Raw genomic sequence first — 21104 nt, 5'->3', positions numbered from 1 at the left:
TCAGGCCTGCGCGACGCGCGCCTCGATGGCGTCGAACAGCAGTCCGGCGATGTTGAGCCCGAACTGGGCGTCGAGTTCGCGGATGCAGGTGGGGCTGGTCACGTTGACCTCGGTCAGGTAGCCGCCGATCACGTCGAGCCCGACGAAAACCATCCCGCGCGCCTTCATCTCGGGCCCTACCTGCGCGGCGATCCAGCGGTCATGCTCGGTCAGCGGGCGGCCCTCGCCGCGGCCGCCGGCGGCGAGGTTGCCGCGGAACTCGTCGCCCTGCGGGATCCGCGCCAGGCAGAAGTCCACCGGCACGCCGTCCACCAGCAGGATGCGCTTGTCGCCGTCGGTGATCTCCGGGATGTAGCGCTGGGCCATGGTCTGGCGCACGCCGCCGTCGGTGAGCGTCTCGAGGATCACGTTGAGGTTCGCCTCGCCGGCCTGCGCCCGGAAGATCGAGCGGCCGCCCATGCCGTCGAGCGGCTTGAGCACCGCCTGCCCGTGCTCGCCCACAAAGCGCTTCAGCTCGCCCGGGTCGCGGCTCACCAGCGTGGGCGGGCAGCACTCGGGGAAGAGCAGGGCGGCGAGCTTCTCGTTGTAGTCGCGCAGGCCCTGCGGGTCGTTGACGACGAGCGCACCGGCCCGTTGCGCGATCCCGAGAATCTGGGTGTCGTGGATGTACTGCTCGTCGACCGGCGGGTCCTTGCGCATCAGGACGACGTGACCGGCGCCCAGCTCGACGTGTGATGCGTCTCCCAGTTCGAACCATCCGCTCGCGTTGTCGGCGACGTTCAGTGACGCGACGCGTGCCGTGGCACGACCATGCGCGATGCCGAGCCCGCCCGGGGCCACGTACAGCAGCCGGTGTCCCCGGCGCTGCGCTTCCAGCAGCATGGCGAACGTGGAGTCCTTGGCGATCTTGATGGATGCGATCGGATCCATCACGACGACGATGTCGAGGGGCATGGCTCAAGCCGTGGCGGGGTCGGCCGATGGTATCAGCGGGGGCTGGCGCCACCTGACGCAAATTGCCAGTTCTTCAGCTTTGTAGTGACCAAAAATGCCTGCTTGACAGCTATGGCGGGGCTTGAAATAAAGGCTTTACGCGCCACCGGTTTCGTGGCGCTGGGGGAAATTGGAATGCAGGACGACGCCCGCAACGGCAGCTTGGGCGGTCTGAAGGTCATGGTCATCGACGATTCGAAGACCATTCGCCGGACGGCCGAGACGCTGCTCAAGCGCGAGGGCTGCGACGTGGTGACCGCCTCGGACGGCTTCGAGGCGCTGGCGAAGATCGCCGACCAGCAGCCCCAGATCATCTTCGTCGACGTGATGATGCCGCGGCTGGACGGTTACCAGACGTGCGCGCTCATCAAGAACAACCAGAGCTTCAAGGGCACGCCGGTGATCATGCTGTCGTCGAAGGACGGCCTGTTCGACAAGGCCCGCGGTCGCATCGTCGGCTCCGAGCAGTACCTCACCAAGCCATTCACGCGCGAGGAACTGCTCGACGCGATCCGCAAGCACGTCACCGCCTGACCGGGGGGTAGGGCATTCCATGGCACGCATCCTGTTGATCGAAGACTCGCCGACCGAATCGGCGGTCATGACCCAGCTGCTCGAGCGCAACGGCCACCAGGTCCTGACCTCGGGCAGCGCCGAGGACGGCATCGAGGCCTGTCGCCGCGAGCGGCCCGACCTCGTCCTCATGGATGTCGTCCTGCCCGGCATGAACGGCTTCCAGGCCACGCGCGCACTCTCGCGCGATGCCGATACCAAGGCCATTCCCGTGCTGATCGTGAGCACCAAGGGCATGGAGACCGACAAGGCCTGGGGCCTGCGCCAGGGCGCCAAGGACTACATCGTCAAACCGCCGCGCGAGGACGAGCTGATCTCGCGCATCAACGAACTGCTGGGTGCCTGACATGACCGTCGCGATGAGCCCGTTCGACGTGCTCGTCGACTACGAGCGCCGCTCGCTCGCGCACGTCGCGGGCCTGCCGGAGCAGCTCGACGCGCCCGGCCTGTGGCGCGGCGTCGGCTTCCGCATCGGCAGCCGACGTCTCGCCGCGGAGTTCGGCGAAGTCCGCGAGATCCTCACCGTCCCGCCGATCACGCACGTCCCCGGCACGCAGCCGTGGATGCTCGGCGTGGCGAACCTGCGCGGCCAGCTGCTCCCGATCGTCGACATGAAGCAGTTCCTCGAAGGCGAGCGCACCGTGTTCCACGAGAACCTGCGCGTGCTGCTCGTACGCCAGCCGGGCGGCGACGTCGCCGTGCTGGTCGACGAGCTGTTCGGCCAGCGCTCCTTCACCGACCAGCAGCTCGTCGAGGACGACGAGGTCGTCGGGCAGGTCGCGCAGGGCCGCTACGCGCACTTCGTCGACCGCACCTATCGCCTGGGCGAGCACCTCTGGGGCGTCTTCAGCCTCGACCGGCTCGCCCGCACCCCCGAATTCCGACAAGCCGCCATCTGACGGCCCATAGAGCAACAGACCGAGGTTTACGATGAGCACTGTTATGGACTCCGTCGCCGGCAAGGGACGCAACATCGGCGTCAACACCTGGCTCACGGTGCTGGGCGTCTCGGTGTTGGTGTTCGCCGCCAACACGGGCTATGCGACGTGGAAGGCCGCCAAGCTCGGCGGTGCCAGTACGTCGGCATCGGACCTGCAGGTGCTCTCGCAGCAGCTCGCGGTGCAGGGCCAGGACGCGCTGAGCGGCAAGCCCGAGGCCTTCGAGCGCTTCCGCGGCACCAAGACGCAGATCGACCAGGCGGTCGAGAAGCTCAACGCCGGCTACGGCGACGCCGCCGGTGTCTCCGGGTCGATCGGCGAGGTGACCCAGCGCTGGGCACCGATCGAGAAGAACGCCGACCAGCTGCTCGAATCCGAAAAGGCGATCACCGAGCTGGCCGGACGTGCCGACTCGTTCTCGCGCAACCTGCCGAAGTTCCAGGCCACGCTCGACGAGCTCGTCCGCGCGATGTCGGCCTCCGGCTCGCCCGCCTCGCAGGTCTACATCGCGCTGCGCCAGGTCGTCATGTCGGGAACGATGGCGCGCCGCATCGCGGAAATCCGCAGCGGTGGCCCGGGTGCGCAGATCGCCTCCGACTCGCTGGCGCGCGACGCGAACCTCTTCTCGGCGGTGCTCACGGGCCTGCGCAAGGGTGACCCTGCGAACCAGATCGTCCCGCTCACCAGCGGCGGCGCGCTCGCGCAGCTCGGCCAGGCCGAGACGCAGTGGAAGACGATGAAGGCCGACCTCGACGCGATCACCGCGTCGTCGCGCAACCTCATCGGCGCGCAGACCGCGGCAGCGGCCATCACGAGCGACTCCGACGAGCTGCTGCAGGACTCGAAGGACCTGTTCCAGGCCTTCACCTCGTTCGGCTCCGTGACCAGCACGAACCCGCTCGGCCACGTGCTCGTCTCGATCATCTCGGGCGCCGCTGCGCTGCTCGCGATCGTCGGCCTGCTGTACTCGCTCAACAAGCAGCAGCAGCGCCGCTACCAGACCACGAAGGAACTCAACGATCGTAACCAGGAGGCCATCATGCGCCTGCTGGACGAGATGGGTTCGCTCGCAGAAGGCGACCTGACGGTGAAGGCGACGGTCACCGAGGACATGACCGGCGCGATCGCGGACTCCATCAACTTCGCGGTCGAGCAGCTGCGAAGCCTCGTGCAGACGATCACCGACACCTCGGTACAGGTCGCGGCCAGCGCGCAGGAGACGCAGGCCACCGCCATGCAGCTCGCGGAAGCCGCCGAACACCAGGCGCAGGAGATCGGCTCGGCCTCCGAGCGCATCAACGAGATCGCGCTCTCGATCGACCAGGTCTCGAAGAACTCCGCCGAGTCCGCGGAGGTGGCGCAGCGCTCGGTGCAGATCGCCGCGAAGGGTGCGGGCGTGGTGCGCCAGACGATCGCCGGCATGGACTCGATCCGTGACCAGATCCAGGAGACGTCGAAGCGAATCAAGCGCCTCGGCGAGAGCTCGCAGGAAATCGGCTCGATCGTTGAACTGATCAACGACATCTCCGAGCAGACGAACATCCTCGCGCTGAACGCCGCGATCCAGGCGGCCTCGGCCGGCGAAGCGGGCCGCGGCTTCGCGGTCGTCGCCGACGAAGTGCAGCGACTCGCGGAGCGCGCGTCCAACGCGACGAAGCGAATCGAGACGCTGGTCCAGACGATTCAGAGCGATACCAACGAAGCCGTCAGCTCGATGGAGCAGACGACCTCGGAAGTCGTCTCCGGTGCGCGCCTCGCCGAGGACGCGGGTACCGCGCTGGGCGAGATCGAAAAGGTCTCGACCGACCTCTCGAGCCTCATTCAGGGCATCTCGCAGGCCGCGCAGCAGCAGTCCCACGCCGCGTCGAGCATCACCCAGACGATGACCTCGATTCAGTCCATTACCGCGCAGACCTCGCAGGGCGCCAGCCAGACGGCGGCCTCGATTGGAAACCTCGCGCAGCTCGCCGCCGACCTGCGCCGCTCGGTCGCCGACTTCAAGCTGCCGGCCTGACCCCCGACGGACCTGCGAATGAACCTGGTTGCACCTGGCTGCTGCGGCACGATGTCCCTTTTCCCTGACGGATCGGGACGCCGTGCGCGCGCCGAGGCGCGAGGTGCACGATGATCGCGATGCGCGAAGTGATCGATACGACCACACTCGGCTGGATCAAGCCGGAAATCGACGAGACCCTCCGGCAGGCCCGGCAGGAGATCGAGGCCTACCTCGACAACCCGTCGGACACCGCGCGCATGCGCGCCTGTGCCGCGTTCCTGCACCAGGTGCACGGCACGCTGCACATGATCGAGCTCGACGCGCCGTCGATGGTCGCGTCGGAGATGGAACAGCTCGCCGTCGCGCTGCAGAACGCGGCCGTCACCGATCGTGACGAGGCCTGTGCGGCGCTGCTGCGCGGCGTCGTGCAACTCCCCGATTACCTGGAGCGCCTGCAAGGCGGGCATCGGGACATCCCGATCGTGCTGCTGCCGCTGCTCAACGAGCTGCGCGAGGCGCGCGGCGAGGTGGGACTCAGCGAGAGCGTGCTGTTCGCACCGGATATCGAGCGGCCGGTCCCGGCGCCCTCGGCGCAGGGCGGTGACGCCCGCGCCGCGGCGACGCGCTTTGCCGACGCGCTGGCTGCATGGCCCGAAGAGGGTGCACCCGCCGATCCGGCCGGGCTCGCCGCCGCGCTCGACGAGCTCACCCAGGCGGCCCAGGGCGAAGCCGTGCAGCGCATGCTGTGGGTCGCCTCCGGCGCCGCCGCGGCCGTCGCCGACGGTGCACTGGCGCCCGAACGGGGCCTGCGCCAGGCGTTCTCGGCCGTGGAGCGTGCATTCCGTGACGCGGGCGAGGGCGCGACCCTGTCGACGGGCGACCTCACCGGCGAGCCGACCCGCCAGGTGCTCTATCACGTCGCCCACGCGCCGGCGGGCCATGCGCGCCTCGACGAGCTGCGTGCCACCTTCGAACTCGACGCGATCCGCGCGACCGACAGCGAGATCGCGCATGCACGCGGCTCGCTCAGCGGCCGCAATCGCGCGCTACTCGACACCGTGTCGGCGGCGATCAAGGAAGACCTGATGCGCGTCAAGGACGCGCTCGACATCCACCTGCGCACCGGTCGCATCGAAGTCGCCGAGCTGCGCCCGCAGGTCGACGCGCTGACGCAGATCGGCGACACGCTCGGCATGATGGGCCTCGGCGTGGCGCGTGGCGTGGTGATGCAGCAGCGCGACGCGATGGCCGACGTCGTGCACGGCCGCCGCCCCGCCGACGAGCACGCGCTGCTCGACATCGCCGGCGCGCTTCTTTATGTCGATGCTTCGCTCGACGACCAGGTCGCCCGCCTCGGGCTGGACCAGGCCGAGGACGACAGCGGCGACGCACTCGCCCGCGAGTCGCGCAAGGTGCTCGACATCGTCGTGCGCGAGGCCATCGCCAACTTCGGCGACGCCCGCCAGTCGTTCGTCGCCTTCGTCGAGACCGGCTGGGACCATGCCGAGCTCGCGGAAGTGCCGCGCCTGCTCGAGGAGGTCGCCGGCGCGATGCGCATGGTGAACCTGCCCGATCCGGCCGAATACCTCGTCGCCGTCGCGCGCTACACGCAGCAGCGCCTCGTCGATCGCCACCACGTGCCGACCAGCGTCGAGCTCGACGCCCTGGCCGATGCGCTGGCGAGCCTCGAGTACTACCTCGAAGCCCTGCGCGACCAGCGCCCGAACCGCGAGGGCATGCTCGACATCGCGCGCACCAGCCTCGAATCGCTCGACTTCTGGCCGATGCCGGGTGGCGCGAGCGTCGACGCCGCCGACGCCGAGCCGCCGATCGAGGCGCCTCTCGCCGCCGAGCCCGCGGTCGATGCCGCGATCGCCGAAGCCGTGCACGAGGCCGAGGACAACGGCCTTGAGCACGATGCCCAAGAGGACGCGCTGCTCGCCGAGATCGCGCAGTCGCTCGCCGTCGTCGACCTGCAGGCGCGCGACGAGGACACGCCCGTCGTGCACGAGTCGCCCGTGGTGGACGTTGCCGCCCTGGACGCCGTCAGCCCGATCGCCGAGGTCGACGCGGTGCCAGCCGACGGCTCCGTCTTCGGTGGCTTCGAGGCGAATGCCGACATCGACGACGACATCCGCGAGGTCTTCCTCGAGGAGCTGTCGGAGGAGATGGACAACCTCGCGACGCTGATGCCCGAGTGGCGCGCGGCGCCGCAGGACAACGACCGGCTGCGGCCGATCCGTCGTGTCTTCCACACGCTCAAGGGCAGCGGCCGCCTCGTCGGCGCCAAGGTGCTCGGCGAGTTCAGCTGGAAGGTCGAGAACATGCTCAACCGCGTGCTCGACGGCACGCGGCCGGCCTCGCCGGCGGTAATGGCGATCGTCGACCGCGCCGCTAGCACGCTGCCGGAATTCCATGCCGCGCTTGCGGGCACGGCGTCGGTACGCGCCGACCTCGCGGGCATCGAGGCGGTCGCGGACCGCGTCGCCGCGGGCGAGGAAGCCTTCTACACGCCGGCCGCCGCACTGCCGGCCGCGCCGGTGGTCGAAGAGATCGCGATTGCGGAAACGGTGGCGCCGGTCCTCGAAGCCCCCGTCGTCATCACGGCCGATGCGGGCGAGCCCGCCTACGTCGATCCGGTGCTGCTCGAGATTCTGGCCACCGAGGTCGACGGCCACCTCGCGACGATCGACGCGTGGCTCGAGACGGCGCGTCGCCAGCCGCAGCGCGTCGAAGACCGCCTGCAGCGCGCGATCCACACGCTCAACGGCGCGTTCGCGATGACCGAGGTGCCGGTGATCCCGGCGGTCACCGGCCCGGCCGAGACGTACGTGAAGCGCCTGCTCGCCTCGGGCACCGCCCCGAGCGCGGACGGCGTCGCGGCAATCGGCGAGGTCGCCGACGCGATCCGCACCACGCTGGCCACGCTGCAGGCCGAGCGCCCGCACGTGCCGCATTTCGAAGGCCTCGCCGGGCGCATCGCCGCGCTGCGTGACAGCCTGCCGGATGCGCGGATGGCACCGGTCGAGGATCCGTCCGCCGAGGCCGACTTCCTGCAGCTCGAAGCCGCGCAGGCCGAAGCCGAGCGCGCGGAAGCCGAGCGCGCCGAACAGGAACGTATCGAGCAGGAGCGGATCGCCGCCGAACAGGCGGAGGCCGAGCGTCTGGCGGCCGAGGAAGCCGCGCGCGTCGAGGCCGAGCGCGTCGAGCAGGAGCGCATCGCGGCCGAGCAGGCCGAGGCGGCGCGTCTGGCCGAGGAAGAAGCGGCGCTTGTCGACGCCGAGCGCCTGGCGGCGGAAGAAGCCGCCCGCGCGGAGGCCGAACGCATCGAGCAGGAGCGTCTCGCGGAGGCCGAAGCCGAGCGTGTGGCCGCCGAGCAGGCCGAAGCCGAGCGTCAGGCGGCCGAGCAGGCACGCCTCGAGGCCGAAGAGATCGAAGCCCGTCGCCTCGCCGACGAGGCCGCGGCGCGGGTGGAGGCCGAGCGCCTCGCCGAGGAAGCGGCGCGCGCCGCGGTCGACGTCACGGGTGTGACGGGCAACGCGGCCGCCGTCGACGGGTCCGAGCATGCGGATGCCGACGAAGGCGGACGCATCGAGGCCGAGCGCCTTGCCGCGGAGGAGGCCGAGCGCGCCGAGGCCGAACGCCTTGCTGCTGAGGAAGCCGAGGCGGAGCGTCTTGCTGGCGAAGCCGCCGAAGCCGCCGCACGTGCCGAGGCCGATCGGGTTGCCGCCGAGCAGGCGGACGCCGTGCGCCGGGCCGAGGAAGCCGAGCTGCAACGCCTCGCGGACGAAGAGGCTGCGCGTCTGCAGGCCGAGCGCGTCGCGGCGGAGCAGGCCGAGGCCGAAGCCGCCGAGCAGGCGCGTCTCGAAGCCGAGCGTCTCGCCGCGGAGGAAGCCGAGCGTGTGGCAGCGGAGGAAGCCGCCCGCGCCGAAGCCGAGCGGGTTGCCGCCGAAGAAGCCGCGCGTGTCGAAGCCGAGCGCCTCGCCGCCGAGGAAGCCGAGCGCGCCGAAGCCGAGCGCATCGCTGCGGAACAGGCCGAAGCGGAGCGTCTCGCCGCAGAAGAAGCGGCGCGCATCGAAGCCGAGCGTGCTGCCGCGGAGCAGGCTCGCCTGGAGGCGGAGCGCGTCGAACGCGAGCGCATCGAGGCCGAGCGCCGCGAGGCGGAGCGCTTGGAGCAGGAGCGTCTCGAGGCCGAACGCCGAGAACAGGCCCGGATCGAGGCGCAGCGCGCCGAGGCCGAGCGCGTGGAGCGCATCGCCGCCGAGCAGCGCATGGCCGAGCAGGTGCGCACCGCCATCGCGGCCGCGGCCGCCGCTGTGCAGTCGGGTGATGCGCTGCCGCCCAGCGTCAGCGATGAAGCCGATCCGGACGAGGCACTCGACCTCACCGGCCTCGACCCCGAACTCGTCGACATCTTCGTGGAGGAGGGCGTCGACCTCCTCGACCATTCCGACAGCCTGCTGGCCCGCCTGCGCGAGCAGCCGGACGACCGCGACACGCTGGTCGGCCTGCAGCGCGACCTGCACACGCTGAAGGGCGGCGCACGCATGGCCGGCATCATGCCGGTCGGCGAGCTCGGCCACGTCATGGAATCGCTGCTCGAGTCGGTCGTCGAACACCGCGGCGAGCTCGGCCGCGACGGCGTGCCGCTGCTCGAGCGCGGCTTCGACCGCCTGCACGGCATGGTGACCCGCGTCGGCGAGCGTCGTGCGATCGGCATGCCGCTCGCGCTGATCGCGATGTTCGAAGCCCGGGCACGTGGCGAGCGCCTGCCGGCGTCGATGCTCGAGGCGATCGCGCCGTCGGTGCCTGCAGTGCCGGCACCGGTTGCGGAGCTCAAGCCGCTGTCCGCGCCGATCGGCGACCAGCCGGTGCTCGGCGACGAGGACGACATCGCGATCCGCGCGCCGCAGGAGCAGGTGCGCATCCGCGCCGACCTGCTCGACCGGCTCGTCAACTACGCCGGCGAGGTCGCGATCTACCGCGCCCGCCTGGAGCAGCAGCTCGGCGCGTTCCGCTCCGCCATCGGCGAAATGGAAGCGACGAACACGCGTATGCGTGACCAGCTGCGCCGCCTCGAGATCGAGACGGAAGCGCAGATCGTCGCCCGCTACCAGCGCGAGGACGTCGCCGAGCGCACGTTCGATCCGCTCGAGCTCGACCGCTTCTCCACGTTGCAGCAGCTGACCCGCGCACTTTCGGAGTCCGCGGCCGACCAGACGTCGCTGCAGAACACGTTCGACGACCTGACCCGCCAGTACGAGACGCTGCTGCTCCAGCAGTCGCGTGTCTCGTCCGAGCTGCAGGAAGGCCTCATGCGCACGCGCATGGTGCCGTTCGACGGCCTGCTGCCGCGTCTGCGCCGCGTGGTCCGCCAGGCGTCCGGCGAGCTCGGCAAGCACGTCGTGCTCAAGCTCGAGGGCACGCAGGGCGAGCTCGACCGCAACGTGCTCGAGCGCATGACGGCGCCGCTGGAGCACATGCTCCGCAATGCCGTCGCGCACGGTCTCGAAGCGCCGGAGCAGCGCAGTTCCGCCGGCAAGCCCGAGGAAGGCACGATCCGCATCGCGGTCCGCCGCGAAGGCTCGGAAGTCGTGCTGGAAGTCGGCGACGACGGCCGCGGCCTCGACCGCGAGGCGATCCGTCGCCGCGGCATCGAGCGCGGCCTGATCCGCGAGGACGCACCGCTCGCGCAGTCCGACCTCGACATGCTGATCTTCGAGCCGGGCTTCTCGACGGCCGACGAGGTCAGCCGCCTCGCCGGTCGCGGCGTCGGCATGGACGTGGTCGCATCGGAAGTGCGCCAGCTCGGCGGCACGATCGACATCCGCACCGAGCAGGGCCGCGGCACCACGTTCACCCTGCGCCTGCCGCAGACGCTCGCGGTCACCCAGGCGGTGTTCGTGCGCATCGGCGAGACGAACTTCGCGGTGCCGATCGCGTCGGTGCGCGGCGTCGGCCGCATCTCCCGCGAAGACCTCGCCAAGGCGATCGAGAGCGAGGACGGCGGTACCTTCCGCTACGGCGGCGAGGACTACGCGGTCCACGACCTCGGACGCCTGCTCGGCGGCGCCTCGGCGAAGGCTGAAGGCCTGCTGCAGATCCCGCTGATCCTCGTCCGCGCCGGCGAACTGCGCGCCGCGGTCACCGTCGACCAGGTCATCGGCAATCGCGAAATCGTGGTCAAGCCGGTTGGCCCGCAGGTCGCCTCGGTGCCGGGCATCTTCGGCGCGACGATCATGGGCGACGGTCGCGTCGTCGTGATCCTCGACGTCGCGCCGCTGGTGCGCCGCCAGGCCACGCTGCCGCGCGACTACCAGCCGGTGCTGCCGCAGGTCGAGAAGCGCGTCGTGCCGCTGGTCATGGTGGTCGACGACTCGGTCACGATGCGCAAGGTCACCGGCCGCGTGCTCGAGCGCCACGGCTTCGAAGTGGCGACGGCGAAGGACGGCATCGACGCGCTCGAGCGCATGGCCGACGTCGTGCCGGACCTGATGCTGCTCGACATCGAGATGCCGCGCATGGACGGCTACGAGCTCGCGCAGGCGATGAAGAGTGATCCGCGCCTTCGCAACGTGCCGATCGTGATGATCACCTCGCGTACCGGCGACAAGCATCGCCAGCGCGCCTTCGACCTCGGCGTCAACCGTTACCTGGGCAAGCCGTACCAGGAGCCGGAGCTGATGCGCAACGTCAACGAGCTGCTCGGACTGGTCACCGCGCATGAATGACACCACTCCCCGCGTCGCCCTGCTCGCCCGCGCCGGCACCGCCCGCGACTGCGTGCGCGGCGCCTTGCTGGAGATCGGTGCCGACGTGGTCGTCGAGGCCGATCCGGCGAGCGTCGAGCCCGATGCCATCCGCAGCGCCGCGCCGCGCGTGGTCATGGTGGTGCTCGACGCGGTCGCCGAGGACGCGCTCGGCCGCCTCGACGACGTGCTGGCCGATCCCGGCATCGAGGTGATGTTCGAGGAGGCCGAGATCGCCGCCGCGCGCGAAGGCTGGGAAGCCGCGCGCTGGCGCCGGCATCTGGCTGCCAAGCTGCTGCATCGCGGCGATGTCTTGCCGCCCGTCGCTGGCGCAGGTGTCGTCGCCGCCGTCGATCCGCTGTCCGTGCAGCTCGAGGACCTGATCGCGAGCGACGAGGATGGCCTGCCGCCGCTCGTCGCGGCCGAGCCGATCGAGGCGCCCGCGGGCGGCAGCGATTTCTCCATCTTCGACCCTGTCGCCGCCGAGGCCGCGCTGGAGCCGTCCGGCGATTTCGTGCTGACGCTCGAGGGCCTCGAGCTCGAAGGCGCCGGTGGTGCCGCGCTGCCGCCGGTGACCGGCCCGGATTTCGCGGCGAGTGACTTCGATCCGCTGCTCGCCGAGCTCGACGCGCAACTGCCGGAACCCGCACCGCTGCCGGCGACCGACTGGGACGGTGGGCTGGTCGAATCCTTCGACGTCACCGAGGCCGCGGAAACCACGCGGGCGGCGACCGGGCAGGCGAATGAAGCTGCTACCGGCGGCTTCGGCGAGCTCAGCCTCGCCGACGACGTCGCCCCCGTGGGTGGCGCAGCGGCCGGTGGTGCGCGCTTCTCTGCGGACCTCGACGACCTCGAGCGCCGCATCTCGTCGCTGAGCCTGGTCGACGACGCGCCCGCGCCCGGCTCGGCGTTCGCGTCGGCCGCGGCGGTCACGCCGGGCGCCGACGCCTCGTCCGCGATTCCGGCGCGCGGCGCGCCCGGCGCGGTCCTCGTGCTCGCCGGCATCGGCGGGCCCGACGCGGTGCGCCAGTTCCTCGGCGGACTGCCCGCAGGCTTCGGCCGCGCGGTGCTCATCCGCCAGCGCCTCGACGGCGCGCGCTACGACAAGCTTGTCGCGCAGATGCAGCGCGCCACGTCGCTGCCCGTCGCCCTCGCCGACGCGGGTGGACCGGTGCTGCCGGGCCACGTCTACATCCTCGGCGACGACGTCGGCCTCGCGGACACCGGCGGTCTCGTCTTCGTCGCCGATGGCGGTGCGTCGCTGCTCGATCGCCTGCCCGCCGGCGAATCGGCGGTGATCGTTCTCAGCGGCGCCGATCCGGCGCTCGCGAACGAGATCACCGCACTCCGCCAGCGCGGTGCCTTCGTGGGCGCGCAGACGGACGAGGGCTGTTACGACGCCGCCGCGGCCACGGCCGTGGCCGAGCGGGGCGCGATGCGTGCGCTGCCGTCCGAACTCGCCCGCCAGCTCGACGGGCGCTGGAGTTCCTGAGAGGTCCACCGTGTCGAAGAAGAAGCGCAATCGCCGTCCCGCCCCCGCTCCGGCCCCTACCGCGTCGCCCGGGAGCACCGCGCCGTCGCTGGACGCCGTGCTCGAAGAGATGAGCGAGGACATCGCCGCCGAGGCGCAGGCCGACGCCGAGATCCATGCGGCGGCCGCCCCGGTCGTCGAGGCCGCGCTCGCACAGGCGGCCTCCGCCGACCGCTCGCAGCGCGCGCATGCCGCCCCGGTCGCGGTCGACGCGCCGCAGGACGCCCCGCCGACGCCCGCACTGGTGCCGTCCTGGGCGACGCACGAGTCGGGCGACATCCGCGGCGTGCTCATCCAGGTGGCCGGCGGCCGCCTGCTGCTGCCGAACGCGACGATCGCCGAGGTGCTCTCCTACGCCGAGCCCGAGCGCGAGGCCGATGCCGCCGACTGGATGCTGGGCCGCCTGCGCTGGCGCGGCTGGTCACTGCCGCTCGTGGCCTTTTCGCAGTTCGCGGGGCTGGGGCAGGAGCGTCCGGGCTTCGGTAGCAAGGTCATCGTGCTCAAGGCGCTCGGTGGCGATCGCAGGCTGCCGTTCTTCGCCGTGCTGACGCAGGGCTTTCCGCGCCTGGTCACGGTGTCGCGCGCCGCGCTTGAGGTGGAGGCCGCCGAGGGCGAGCTGCCCGCCGGCGTGCAGGCACTGGTGCGCCTCAACGACGAGCCCGCACTGCTGCCGGATCTGCTGCAGATCGAGGCGAAGCTGCGCGAGGCCCGCGAGGCGCGCGACGCGGCCTGAGCGTCGAATTCTCAATGTCGTCGACGGCCGCCTCCGGGTGGCCGTCGTCGTTTTGAAAGACGGGGGCGTGCCTTGTCGGCGGCGCGGCGTGCACTCGCCCGGCGCGCCGAATGCAATGAACTCGGCTGCAATGCGTCCGCGGTCGGACCGGACGCAAACTCCGTCGTTCATCCCGCCTCGGTCGCCCGTCCTAGCCCCAGTCGCCGAAACGCGCCTGCAGCGCGGCGATGGCCGCGAGTCCCGCGGTTTCCGTGCGCAGGATGCGCGGACCCAGGCGCAGGCCTTCGAACCCGGCGGCCTGCAATTGCTCGCGATCGAGCGGCGACCAGCCCCCTTCGGGTCCCACGGCGAGGCACAGGCCCGCCTCGCCGGGCGCCGGCATCGCCTGCAATGCGTGTGCACCCGATGGATCCAGCCAGAGGCCGCGGATGCCCGGCGGCAGCGCGGCGAGCGCCGCGGCGAGCGGAACCGGTGCGGTCACGTCCGGCACGACGGCACGTCCGCACTGCTCGCAGGCCGAGGCGACCACGCCACGCCAGTGGTCGAGCCGCTTGGCGGCGCGCGCCTCGTCCAGCCGCACGTCGCTGCGCTGCGACCACACGGGCCGCACGCCGTGCACGCCCAGCTCGGTCGACTTCTGCAGGATCAGGTCCATCTTCTCGCCGCGGGCGACGCCCTGCAGCAGCACGAGCCGGAGCGGCGATTCGCGGTGGACCGGACTCGCCGTGCCGATGCGCAGCCGTGCCTCGCGCTTGCCCACGCTCGCGAGCGTCGCCGCGTAGTCGTGGCCGTCGCCATTGAAGGCGACGCAGGCATCGCCGACGGCAAGTCGCAGCACGCGCGTGAGGTGCGCGGCCGGACCTTCGGGGAGCACGACCTCCGCGCCCTCGGCGAGCGGCTGCGGGATGTGCACGCGGGTCAGGCGCATGGAACCTCCATCGCGGCGATGTCGATCACCTCGGCGGTGACGCGCCCGAGCTGCGCGAGCGCTTCCTCGCCGATGCAGTACGGCGGCATCCAGTACAGCACGTCGCCGAGCGGGCGCAGCAGCACGCCGCGGTCGAGCGCCGCGCGATACGCATGCAGGCCACGACGGCCCGGCGCTTCGCGCGCGACGCCGTCCGCGCCGGGCACGGCGCCCGGCGCCATCTCGATCGCGGCGATCATCCCCGTCTGCCGCACGTCGATCACGGCGGGATGCGCGCGCAACGGCGCCGCGAGCCGCGCCATCGCCGCGCTCGTCGCGCGGTTGCGCTCCAGTACGCCGTCGGCTTCGAAGATATCCAGCGAGGCGAGCGCGACGGCGCAGGCGAGCGGATTGCCGGTATAGCTGTGCGAATGCAGGAACGCGCGCTCGCGCGAATCGTCGAGGAAACCATCAAAGATCGCCTGCGTGGCGAGCACCGCCGCGAGCGGCATCGCGCCACCGGTCAGGCCCTTCGACAGGCAGAGCAGGTCCGGCGCGATACCGGCCTGCTCGCACGCGAACATCGTGCCGGTGCGGCCGAAGCCGACCGCGATCTCGTCGGCGATCAGGAAGACGCCGTGCGCATCGCAGAGCTCGCGCACGCGGCGCAGGTAGGCCGGATGGTGCATGCGCATCGCGCCCGCACACTGCACGAGCGGCTCGAGGATCAAGGCGCAGACATCGCCGCCGTGGCGGTCGAGCAGCGCGCCGAGTGCGTCGGCCGCGCGGTGGGCGCGCTCTTCCGCGGTCTCACCCGGCACCGCGAGGAATGCGTCGGGCGACGGCGCGAACAGTGCCTCGGCGAGCAGCGGCGCGTAGACGCGGCGATACAGCGGGATGTCGCCCACCGCGAGAGCGCCGAGCGTCTCGCCGTGGTAGCCGTTCTCGAGCGCCACGAACTTCGTGCGCCGGTCCTCGCCGCGGTTGCGGAACCAGTGGAAGGCCATCTTCAGCGCCACTTCGACGCCCGCCGAGCCGTTGTCGGCATAGAAGACCTTCGCGAGCGGGGCGCGCCCGGCCTCGCGCGGCGCGATCGCGAGCAGGCGCTCGGCGAGCTCGACGGCCGGCGCATGCGAGCAGCCGGCGAGGATCACGTGCTCGAGCGTGGACGCCTGCTTCGCGAGCGCGGCGGCCAGGCGCGGCTCCGCATGACCGTGGATGCAGGTCCACCAGCTCGACACCGCATCGAGATAGCGCCGCCCGTCCATGCCGACGAGCCATTCGCCCTCGCCGCGCGCCACCGGCAGCAGCGGCAGCACGTCGGGGTGTTCGCGCATCTGCGTGCACGGATGCCACAGCACCGCGAGGTCGCGGCGGCGCCAGGCGTCGGCGGGGCTTTCGCGGGGCTCTGCTAGCATCGCGGCATCGTGATCGAACCTGTCCATCCCGCCATTATCCCGCGGCTTCGCGTCGCGGCGTCGCGTCCGGGCGCGACGGCATGAAGACGCTGCCGACCATCCACCGCATCACCGAGCACGAGGCCGGCCCGTACCGCATGGAGCGGCTCGACCTCGAGTTCAGCAACGGCGAGCGCCGCCAGTTCGAGCGGCTGCACGGGCGCGGGCATGGCGCGGTGATCGTCGTGCCGATGCTCGACGACGACACCGTGCTGCTGGTGCGCGAATACGCCGCGGGCTTCCACCGCTACGAGCTCGGCCTGGTCAAGGGCCGCATCGACGCCGGCGAGACACCCGAGCAGGCCGCGGACCGCGAGCTCAAGGAAGAAGCCGGCTACGGCGCGCGCTCGCTGCTGCGCCTGCGCGAGCTCACGCTGGCGCCGACCTACATGTCGCATGCCGCGCAGCTGGTGATCGCACGCGACCTCTATCCGGAGCGGCTGGCGGGCGACGAGCCCGAGCCGCTCGACGTGGTGCCCTGGAAGCTCGACGACCTCGGCCAGCTGGTCCTGCGCGACGAGTTTTCCGAAGGCCGCTCCATCGCGGCACTGTTCATCGCCCGCGAATGGCTTAGGCGCCCGGCATGATCGATCCCACCCTGCGCGAGGACGTCATCGCGCTCGCCTACGCCGCCGCGCGCGAGATCCTCGTGGTCTACGGCGAGGATTTCGACGTCGAGCGCAAGACCGACGCCTCGCCGCTCACGCAGGCCGACCTCGCCTCGCACCGCTGCATCGCCGACGGCCTCTCGCGCCTCACGCCCGACATCCCGGTGCTCAGCGAGGAGGCCGAGCACAAGGTCGCGGCGGACATCCGCCGCAGCTGGCCGCGCCTGTGGATCGTCGATCCGCTCGACGGCACGCGCGAGTTCGTCAAGCGCAACGGCGAGTTCAGCGTGAACATCGCGCTGGTCGAGCATGGTGTCGCGGTATGGGGCGTCATCCAGGCGCCGGTCACCGGCGTCGCCTGGCACGGCGGGCCCGGCCTCGGTGCCTTCCGTCGCGAGCAGGCGCAGGCGATCGACCGCACGATCGCCGTGCGCACGGCCCAGCCGCCGCTGCGCATCGCCGCGAGCCGCTCCCATCGCGACGGCCGAAGCGAGGCCTTCATCGACGCCGTCGCGCGTGAGCGTGGCGACGTGGAGCAGCTCAACCTCGGCTCGTCGCTCAAGTTCTGTCGCATCGCCGAGGGCGGCCTGGACCTCTATCCGCGGTTCGGCCCGACCTGCGAATGGGACACGGCCGCGGGGCAGGCGATCCTCGAAGGCGCCGGCGGGCGCGTGGTCGATCCGCGCGGCCGGCCGCTGCGCTACAACCAGCGCGACACACTGCTCAACGGCGACTTCGTGGCGGTCGGCGACACGGCGTTGCCGTGGGCCGACTGGGCCGAGGCCGCGAACCGCATCGCGCCACGCGCATGAGCGCAGGCGATCCGCGCGACATCGACACGCTGCTCGCGGTGATGGCGCGCCTGCGCGATCCGCAGCGCGGTTGTCCGTGGGACCTGCAGCAGACCTTCTCGACGATCGCGCCGTACACGATCGAGGAGGCCTACGAGGTCGCCGACGCGATCGAGCGCGCGGACCTCGACGACCTGCGCGGCGAGCTCGGCGACCTGCTGCTCCAGGTCGTCTTCCACGCACGCATGGCCGAGGAACGCGGCGCGTTCGATTTCCGCGACGTGGTGGCCGCGATCGTCGACAAGATGGTGGGCCGCCACCCGCATGTCTTCGGCGATGCGGACATCGCCGACGCCGAGGCGCAGACCGCGAGCTGGGAGGCCATCAAGCGCCGTGAGCGCGAGGCGGCAGGCGACGACGACCGCTCCGTGCTCGCAGGCATCGCGCGTGGCCTGCCCGAATGGCAGCGCGCGGTGAAGCTGCAGAAGCGCGCGGCGACGATCGGCTTCGACTGGCCGGGCCCGGGGCCGGTGATCGACAAGCTGCACGAGGAGATCGACGAGGTGCGCGTGGAATTCGCCTCGCTCGCGGCAGGCGAGGCTGGGGCGCATGATCGCCTCGAGGACGAGCTCGGCGACCTGCTGTTCGTCGCGGCGAACCTCGCGCGGCATGCCAAGGTCGACCCGGGTGCGGCCCTGCGTCGCGCGAACGCGAAGTTCGAGCGGCGCTTCCGTGCGATGGAGCGCCTCGCGGCCGCCGATGGCGTGGACCTGGCAAGCCTGGGTCTCGACGCACAGGACGCGTACTGGCTGCGGGCGAAAGCGGAAGAAAAGCGCGACGCCTGAGATCGGCGGGTCGCGGGCACGGTGACGGCAGATGTGCGTATCGCGCGAAGGCGCTGGCCTGCCGGGCTCGCGACGAGCGGTCGATCGAGACGGCGTGCATCGGTCGATCCGCGGTGTCACACGCTGTTGCCGCTCACCTGCGGTGCCGGCCGCTCCACGTGGCATTTCCGGTCGCCACCTACAATCGCCCGATGGACTACCAGCTCGTCATTAAGCTCTATCGCAAGGCGCTCGCGGACGAGGGCTTCCTCGCCACGCTGGAGAGTGACCTCAAGGCGGCGCTCGGCGCTGCCGTCGAGACCGAAGGCCACGATGTGAAGCCCAAGGAGATCGTGATCTACATGCTCGCGGCCGATCCACGCGTCGCCTTCCGCAAGGCGCGCGACGTGCTCGCACGGCACGGGGTCGAGAACGGCGTCTCCGCGGCGTTCCGCAACGCGGGCGGTGCGCAGTTCACGTCGATCTGGCCGCTGCGGCCGATGCGCAAGTTCACGCTGCCGTAGCGCGATCGACGCGTGTCGCGACGGCGCAGCGGTCGCTCAGTCGAGGAAGATGAGCCAGGCCGCGACGACGACGAGCGCGAAACCGGCCCAGTGGTTCCACTTGAGCGGCTGGTCGAGATACCAGGTTGAGAAGCCGGCGAAGACCAGCAGCGTGATGATCTCCTGCATCCCCTTGAGCTGCGGCGCGCTGTAGACGGTGCTGCCGATCCGGTTGGCCGGTACCATCAGGCAGTATTCGAACAGGGCGATGCCCCAGCTCGCCGCGATGGCGAGTGCGAGCGGGGCGGTGCGGTACTTGAGGTGGCCGTACCAGGCAAACGTCATGAAGAGGTTCGAGCCGAGCAGCAGCAGGACGGGCAGGGTGTAGGCGTTCATCGTCGTCAGGGGAAGTTGAGTGAATGCGGGCGTCTTCACGGCGCCTCGACCGGGCAGGCGGCACCTTTCACAAAACTGAAGGAGGGCTCCCACCATGCAGACCAACCGCGACGGCGGCCTCGTGCTCATCATCGAGGACAACCGCAACATTTCCGAGATGATGGGCGAATACCTCGAGAGCCGCGGCTTCGAGGTGGACTACGCTGCCGACGGCCTCGACGGCTACCGGCTGGCCGCCGAGAACAGCTACGACGTGCTCGTGCTCGACCTGATGCTCCCGCGCCTGGACGGCGTGGAAGTGTGCAAGCGGCTGCGCGAGGAAGCGCGCAAGTCGACCCCGGTGCTGATGCTGACCTCGCGCGACACGCTCGACGAGAAGCTCACCGGCCTGTCCGCCGGCGCCGACGACTACCTGACCAAGCCCTTCGCGATCCAGGAACTCGAGGCCCGCCTGCGCGCCCTGATCCGCCGCGAACGCCGCCAGGTGGGTGGCGAGGTGTTGAAGGTGGCGGACCTCGTCCTCGACCCGGCCTCCCTGCGCGTGACCCGCGGCGGCGTCGAGCTGCAGCTCTCGCCGATCGGCCTGCGCCTGCTCACGATCCTGATGCGCGAGTCGCCCCGCGTGGTGAGCCGCCAGGAGATCGAGCGCGAGATCTGGGGCAATGGCCTCCCGGATTCCGACACGCTGCGCAGCCACCTGTACAACCTGCGCAAGACGATCGACAAGCCCTTCGACAAGCAGCTCCTGCATACCGTGCAGTCGGCCGGCTATCGCATCGCGGATATTTCGCAGCCGCCGGAGTAATCCGGCGACTCCATGCCGCACGCGCTTCCCCGCAAGATCAAACTCGCGTTCATCGCCCAGGCGCTCATCGCCAGCCTGGTGATGGCGCTCGGCATCGCCGCCGCCGCCACCGGCGTGCGGCAGGTGCTCGTGCGCGAGCGCGTGAGGCAGGAGGCCGCCGAGACGTGGCGCCGGATCGAGGCCGACGCCTCGGTCGGCCTGCCGGGCAATTCCCGCATGCAGACCTACTTCGTGCCGGCCGGCGGGGCCTTCGAGGCCGTGCCTGCGGCCTACCGGCCGCGTGAGCCCGGGCTGCGCCTGCCGCTGTGGGGACGTCCCGCGGTGCTGGTCGAGAAGCGCGGGCAGGGGACGCTCGTCACCGTCTTCAACCCGACCCTCAGCGACAACGCGATCGTCTGGACGGCCGGGCTCAGCCTGCTCCTCGCGCTGCTCGTCACGTACGTCTCCGCCTGGCTCACCTACCGGAGCTCCAGGCGGCTCGTCGCACCGGTGAGCTGGCTCGCGGGCGTGGTCGCGCACTGGGACCCGCGCGCGCCGAATGCCGGTGCGCTGAGCCCGCAGCGCCTGCCGGTCGACGCCGGCACCGAAGTGCGTCGGCTTGCCCGCGCGCTCAACGGCCTCGCCGGCCGGGTGGCCGAATACATCGAGCGCGAGCGCCATTTCACCCGCGACGCCAGCCATGAGTTGCGCACGCCGCTCACCGTGATCCGCGTGGCCACCGACATCATGGCCGCCGACCCCGAACTGCCGCCGCGCATGCATCGTGCGGTCGGCCGCATCCAGCGCGCCGGGCACGACATGCAGGCGGTGATCGACGCCTTCTTCATTCTGGCCCGCGACGCCGAGATCGAAGCCGAGAGCGAGCGCTTCGACGTGCACGAGGTCGTCGACGACGAGGTCGAGTCGGCGCGCACGCTGCTGGGCGACAAGCCGATCGAGCTGCTCGTGACCGACCGTGGCGGCGGCTACATCGACGCGCCGCGGCGCGTGCTGTCGCTGATGGTCGGGAACCTGCTCAGCAACGCGATCCGCTTCACCGAGCGCGGCCGGGTGGAGGTGGTGATCGAGAACGATCGGATCGAGGTGCACGACACGGGCGTCGGCATGTCGGAGGAAGCGATCGCCAAGGCCTTCGACGCGTTCTACCGCGAGGACCGCGACCGCGAAGGCGGCATGGGCATCGGCCTCTCGATCGTGCGCCGCTTGGGCGAGCGCTACGGTTGGCCGGTCGAGCTCGCGAGCACGCCCGGCCGCGGTACGGTCGCGACGATCCACCTCGCGCGCTGAACGCCCGCCCGCA

At 71.1% G+C, this 21104-nt stretch carries 17 protein-coding genes; 13 read left to right on the top strand and 4 right to left on the bottom strand.

Translation table 11 applies throughout. The annotated features are described in order from the left end of the window. Window positions 1-954, bottom strand: coding sequence for a glutathione synthase (gshB, locus tag ACYVJJ_RS00505; RefSeq protein WP_460830239.1), 954 nt, complete (start codon window positions 952-954; stop codon window positions 1-3). A 174-nt stretch (window positions 955-1128) separates the two neighbouring features. Between gshB and pilG the strand changes: the two genes are divergently transcribed. The 7 genes from pilG to ACYVJJ_RS00470 all read left to right on the top strand — a co-directional run bounded on the left by pilG (window position 1129) and on the right by ACYVJJ_RS00470 (window position 13513). Next, complete coding sequence (gene pilG / locus ACYVJJ_RS00500; RefSeq protein ID WP_460830237.1) at window positions 1129-1527, top strand: twitching motility response regulator PilG; 399 nt, start codon at window positions 1129-1131, stop codon at window positions 1525-1527. A 19-nt stretch (window positions 1528-1546) separates the two neighbouring features. Next, window positions 1547-1912, top strand: a complete 366-nt coding sequence (locus tag ACYVJJ_RS00495) for a response regulator (RefSeq protein ID WP_460830235.1) — start codon at window positions 1547-1549, stop codon at window positions 1910-1912. A 1-nt stretch (window position 1913) separates the two neighbouring features. Beyond that, complete coding sequence (locus ACYVJJ_RS00490) at window positions 1914-2465, top strand: chemotaxis protein CheW (protein ID WP_460830859.1); 552 nt, start codon at window positions 1914-1916, stop codon at window positions 2463-2465. A gap of 31 nt (window positions 2466-2496) precedes the next feature. After that, a complete protein-coding gene (locus tag ACYVJJ_RS00485) occupies window positions 2497-4518 on the top strand; it encodes a methyl-accepting chemotaxis protein (RefSeq protein ID WP_460830233.1) in 2022 nt (673 codons plus the stop codon). Between the two features lie 110 nt (window positions 4519-4628). Further along, window positions 4629-11231 (top strand): Hpt domain-containing protein, encoded by a 6603-nt coding sequence (locus ACYVJJ_RS00480; protein WP_460830231.1) that lies wholly within the window; start codon window positions 4629-4631, stop codon window positions 11229-11231. Then, window positions 11224-12741 carry a chemotaxis protein CheB gene (locus tag ACYVJJ_RS00475; protein WP_460830230.1) on the top strand — a complete coding sequence of 506 codons (1518 nt, stop codon included), beginning with the start codon at window positions 11224-11226 and terminating at the stop codon, window positions 12739-12741. The genes ACYVJJ_RS00480 and ACYVJJ_RS00475 overlap by 8 nt, the downstream gene beginning before the upstream one ends. Before the next feature lie 10 nt (window positions 12742-12751). After that, on the top strand, window positions 12752-13513 hold the full coding sequence (locus ACYVJJ_RS00470; RefSeq protein ID WP_460830228.1) for a chemotaxis protein CheW: 762 nt from the start codon (window positions 12752-12754) through the stop codon (window positions 13511-13513). A gap of 190 nt (window positions 13514-13703) precedes the next feature. Here ACYVJJ_RS00470 and ACYVJJ_RS00465 read toward each other — a convergent pair whose 3' ends face one another. Together ACYVJJ_RS00465 and ACYVJJ_RS00460 are read right to left on the bottom strand one after the other, a co-directional pair. Beyond that, the gene (locus ACYVJJ_RS00465) at window positions 13704-14441 is read right to left on the bottom strand and encodes a 16S rRNA (uracil(1498)-N(3))-methyltransferase (protein WP_460830227.1); all 738 of its coding nucleotides are present in this window, start codon (window positions 14439-14441) and stop codon (window positions 13704-13706) included. Further along, window positions 14432-15865, bottom strand: a complete 1434-nt coding sequence (locus tag ACYVJJ_RS00460) for an adenosylmethionine--8-amino-7-oxononanoate transaminase (RefSeq protein ID WP_460830226.1) — start codon at window positions 15863-15865, stop codon at window positions 14432-14434. Before ACYVJJ_RS00460 ends, ACYVJJ_RS00465 begins: the two co-directional genes overlap by 10 nt. Window positions 15866-15918: 53 nt before the next feature. Between ACYVJJ_RS00460 and nudE the strand changes: the two genes are divergently transcribed. From nudE to ACYVJJ_RS00440, 4 genes are all read left to right on the top strand, one after another. Then, the gene (nudE, locus tag ACYVJJ_RS00455) at window positions 15919-16464 is read left to right on the top strand and encodes an ADP compounds hydrolase NudE (RefSeq protein WP_460830224.1); all 546 of its coding nucleotides are present in this window, start codon (window positions 15919-15921) and stop codon (window positions 16462-16464) included. Further along, entirely contained in the window at window positions 16461-17297 is an 837-nt protein-coding gene (gene cysQ, locus ACYVJJ_RS00450; protein ID WP_460830223.1) for a 3'(2'),5'-bisphosphate nucleotidase CysQ, read from the top strand. Before nudE ends, cysQ begins: the two co-directional genes overlap by 4 nt. Next, window positions 17294-18121, top strand: coding sequence for a nucleoside triphosphate pyrophosphohydrolase (mazG, locus tag ACYVJJ_RS00445; protein WP_460830222.1), 828 nt, complete (start codon window positions 17294-17296; stop codon window positions 18119-18121). The genes cysQ and mazG overlap by 4 nt, the downstream gene beginning before the upstream one ends. Before the next feature lie 191 nt (window positions 18122-18312). Continuing rightward, window positions 18313-18624, top strand: a complete 312-nt coding sequence (locus ACYVJJ_RS00440; RefSeq protein WP_460830221.1) for a hypothetical protein — start codon at window positions 18313-18315, stop codon at window positions 18622-18624. 36 nt (window positions 18625-18660) lie between these two features. Here ACYVJJ_RS00440 and ACYVJJ_RS00435 read toward each other — a convergent pair whose 3' ends face one another. Beyond that, on the bottom strand, window positions 18661-18999 hold the full coding sequence (locus ACYVJJ_RS00435; RefSeq protein ID WP_460830219.1) for a DMT family protein: 339 nt from the start codon (window positions 18997-18999) through the stop codon (window positions 18661-18663). Window positions 19000-19093: 94 nt separating this feature from the next. Between ACYVJJ_RS00435 and ACYVJJ_RS00430 the strand changes: the two genes are divergently transcribed. Continuing rightward, on the top strand, window positions 19094-19804 hold the full coding sequence (locus ACYVJJ_RS00430) for a response regulator transcription factor (protein ID WP_027081995.1): 711 nt from the start codon (window positions 19094-19096) through the stop codon (window positions 19802-19804). Window positions 19805-19816: 12 nt separating this feature from the next. Continuing rightward, window positions 19817-21091, top strand: coding sequence for a sensor histidine kinase (locus ACYVJJ_RS00425; RefSeq protein WP_460830218.1), 1275 nt, complete (start codon window positions 19817-19819; stop codon window positions 21089-21091). The last annotated feature ends 13 nt before the right edge of the window (window positions 21092-21104 follow it).

The organism is Lysobacter humi (ex Lee et al. 2017), from assembly GCF_054781815.1.
Note: the sequence above shows the minus strand (reverse complement) of the source record. Positions and strands in the feature narration are given on the sequence as shown.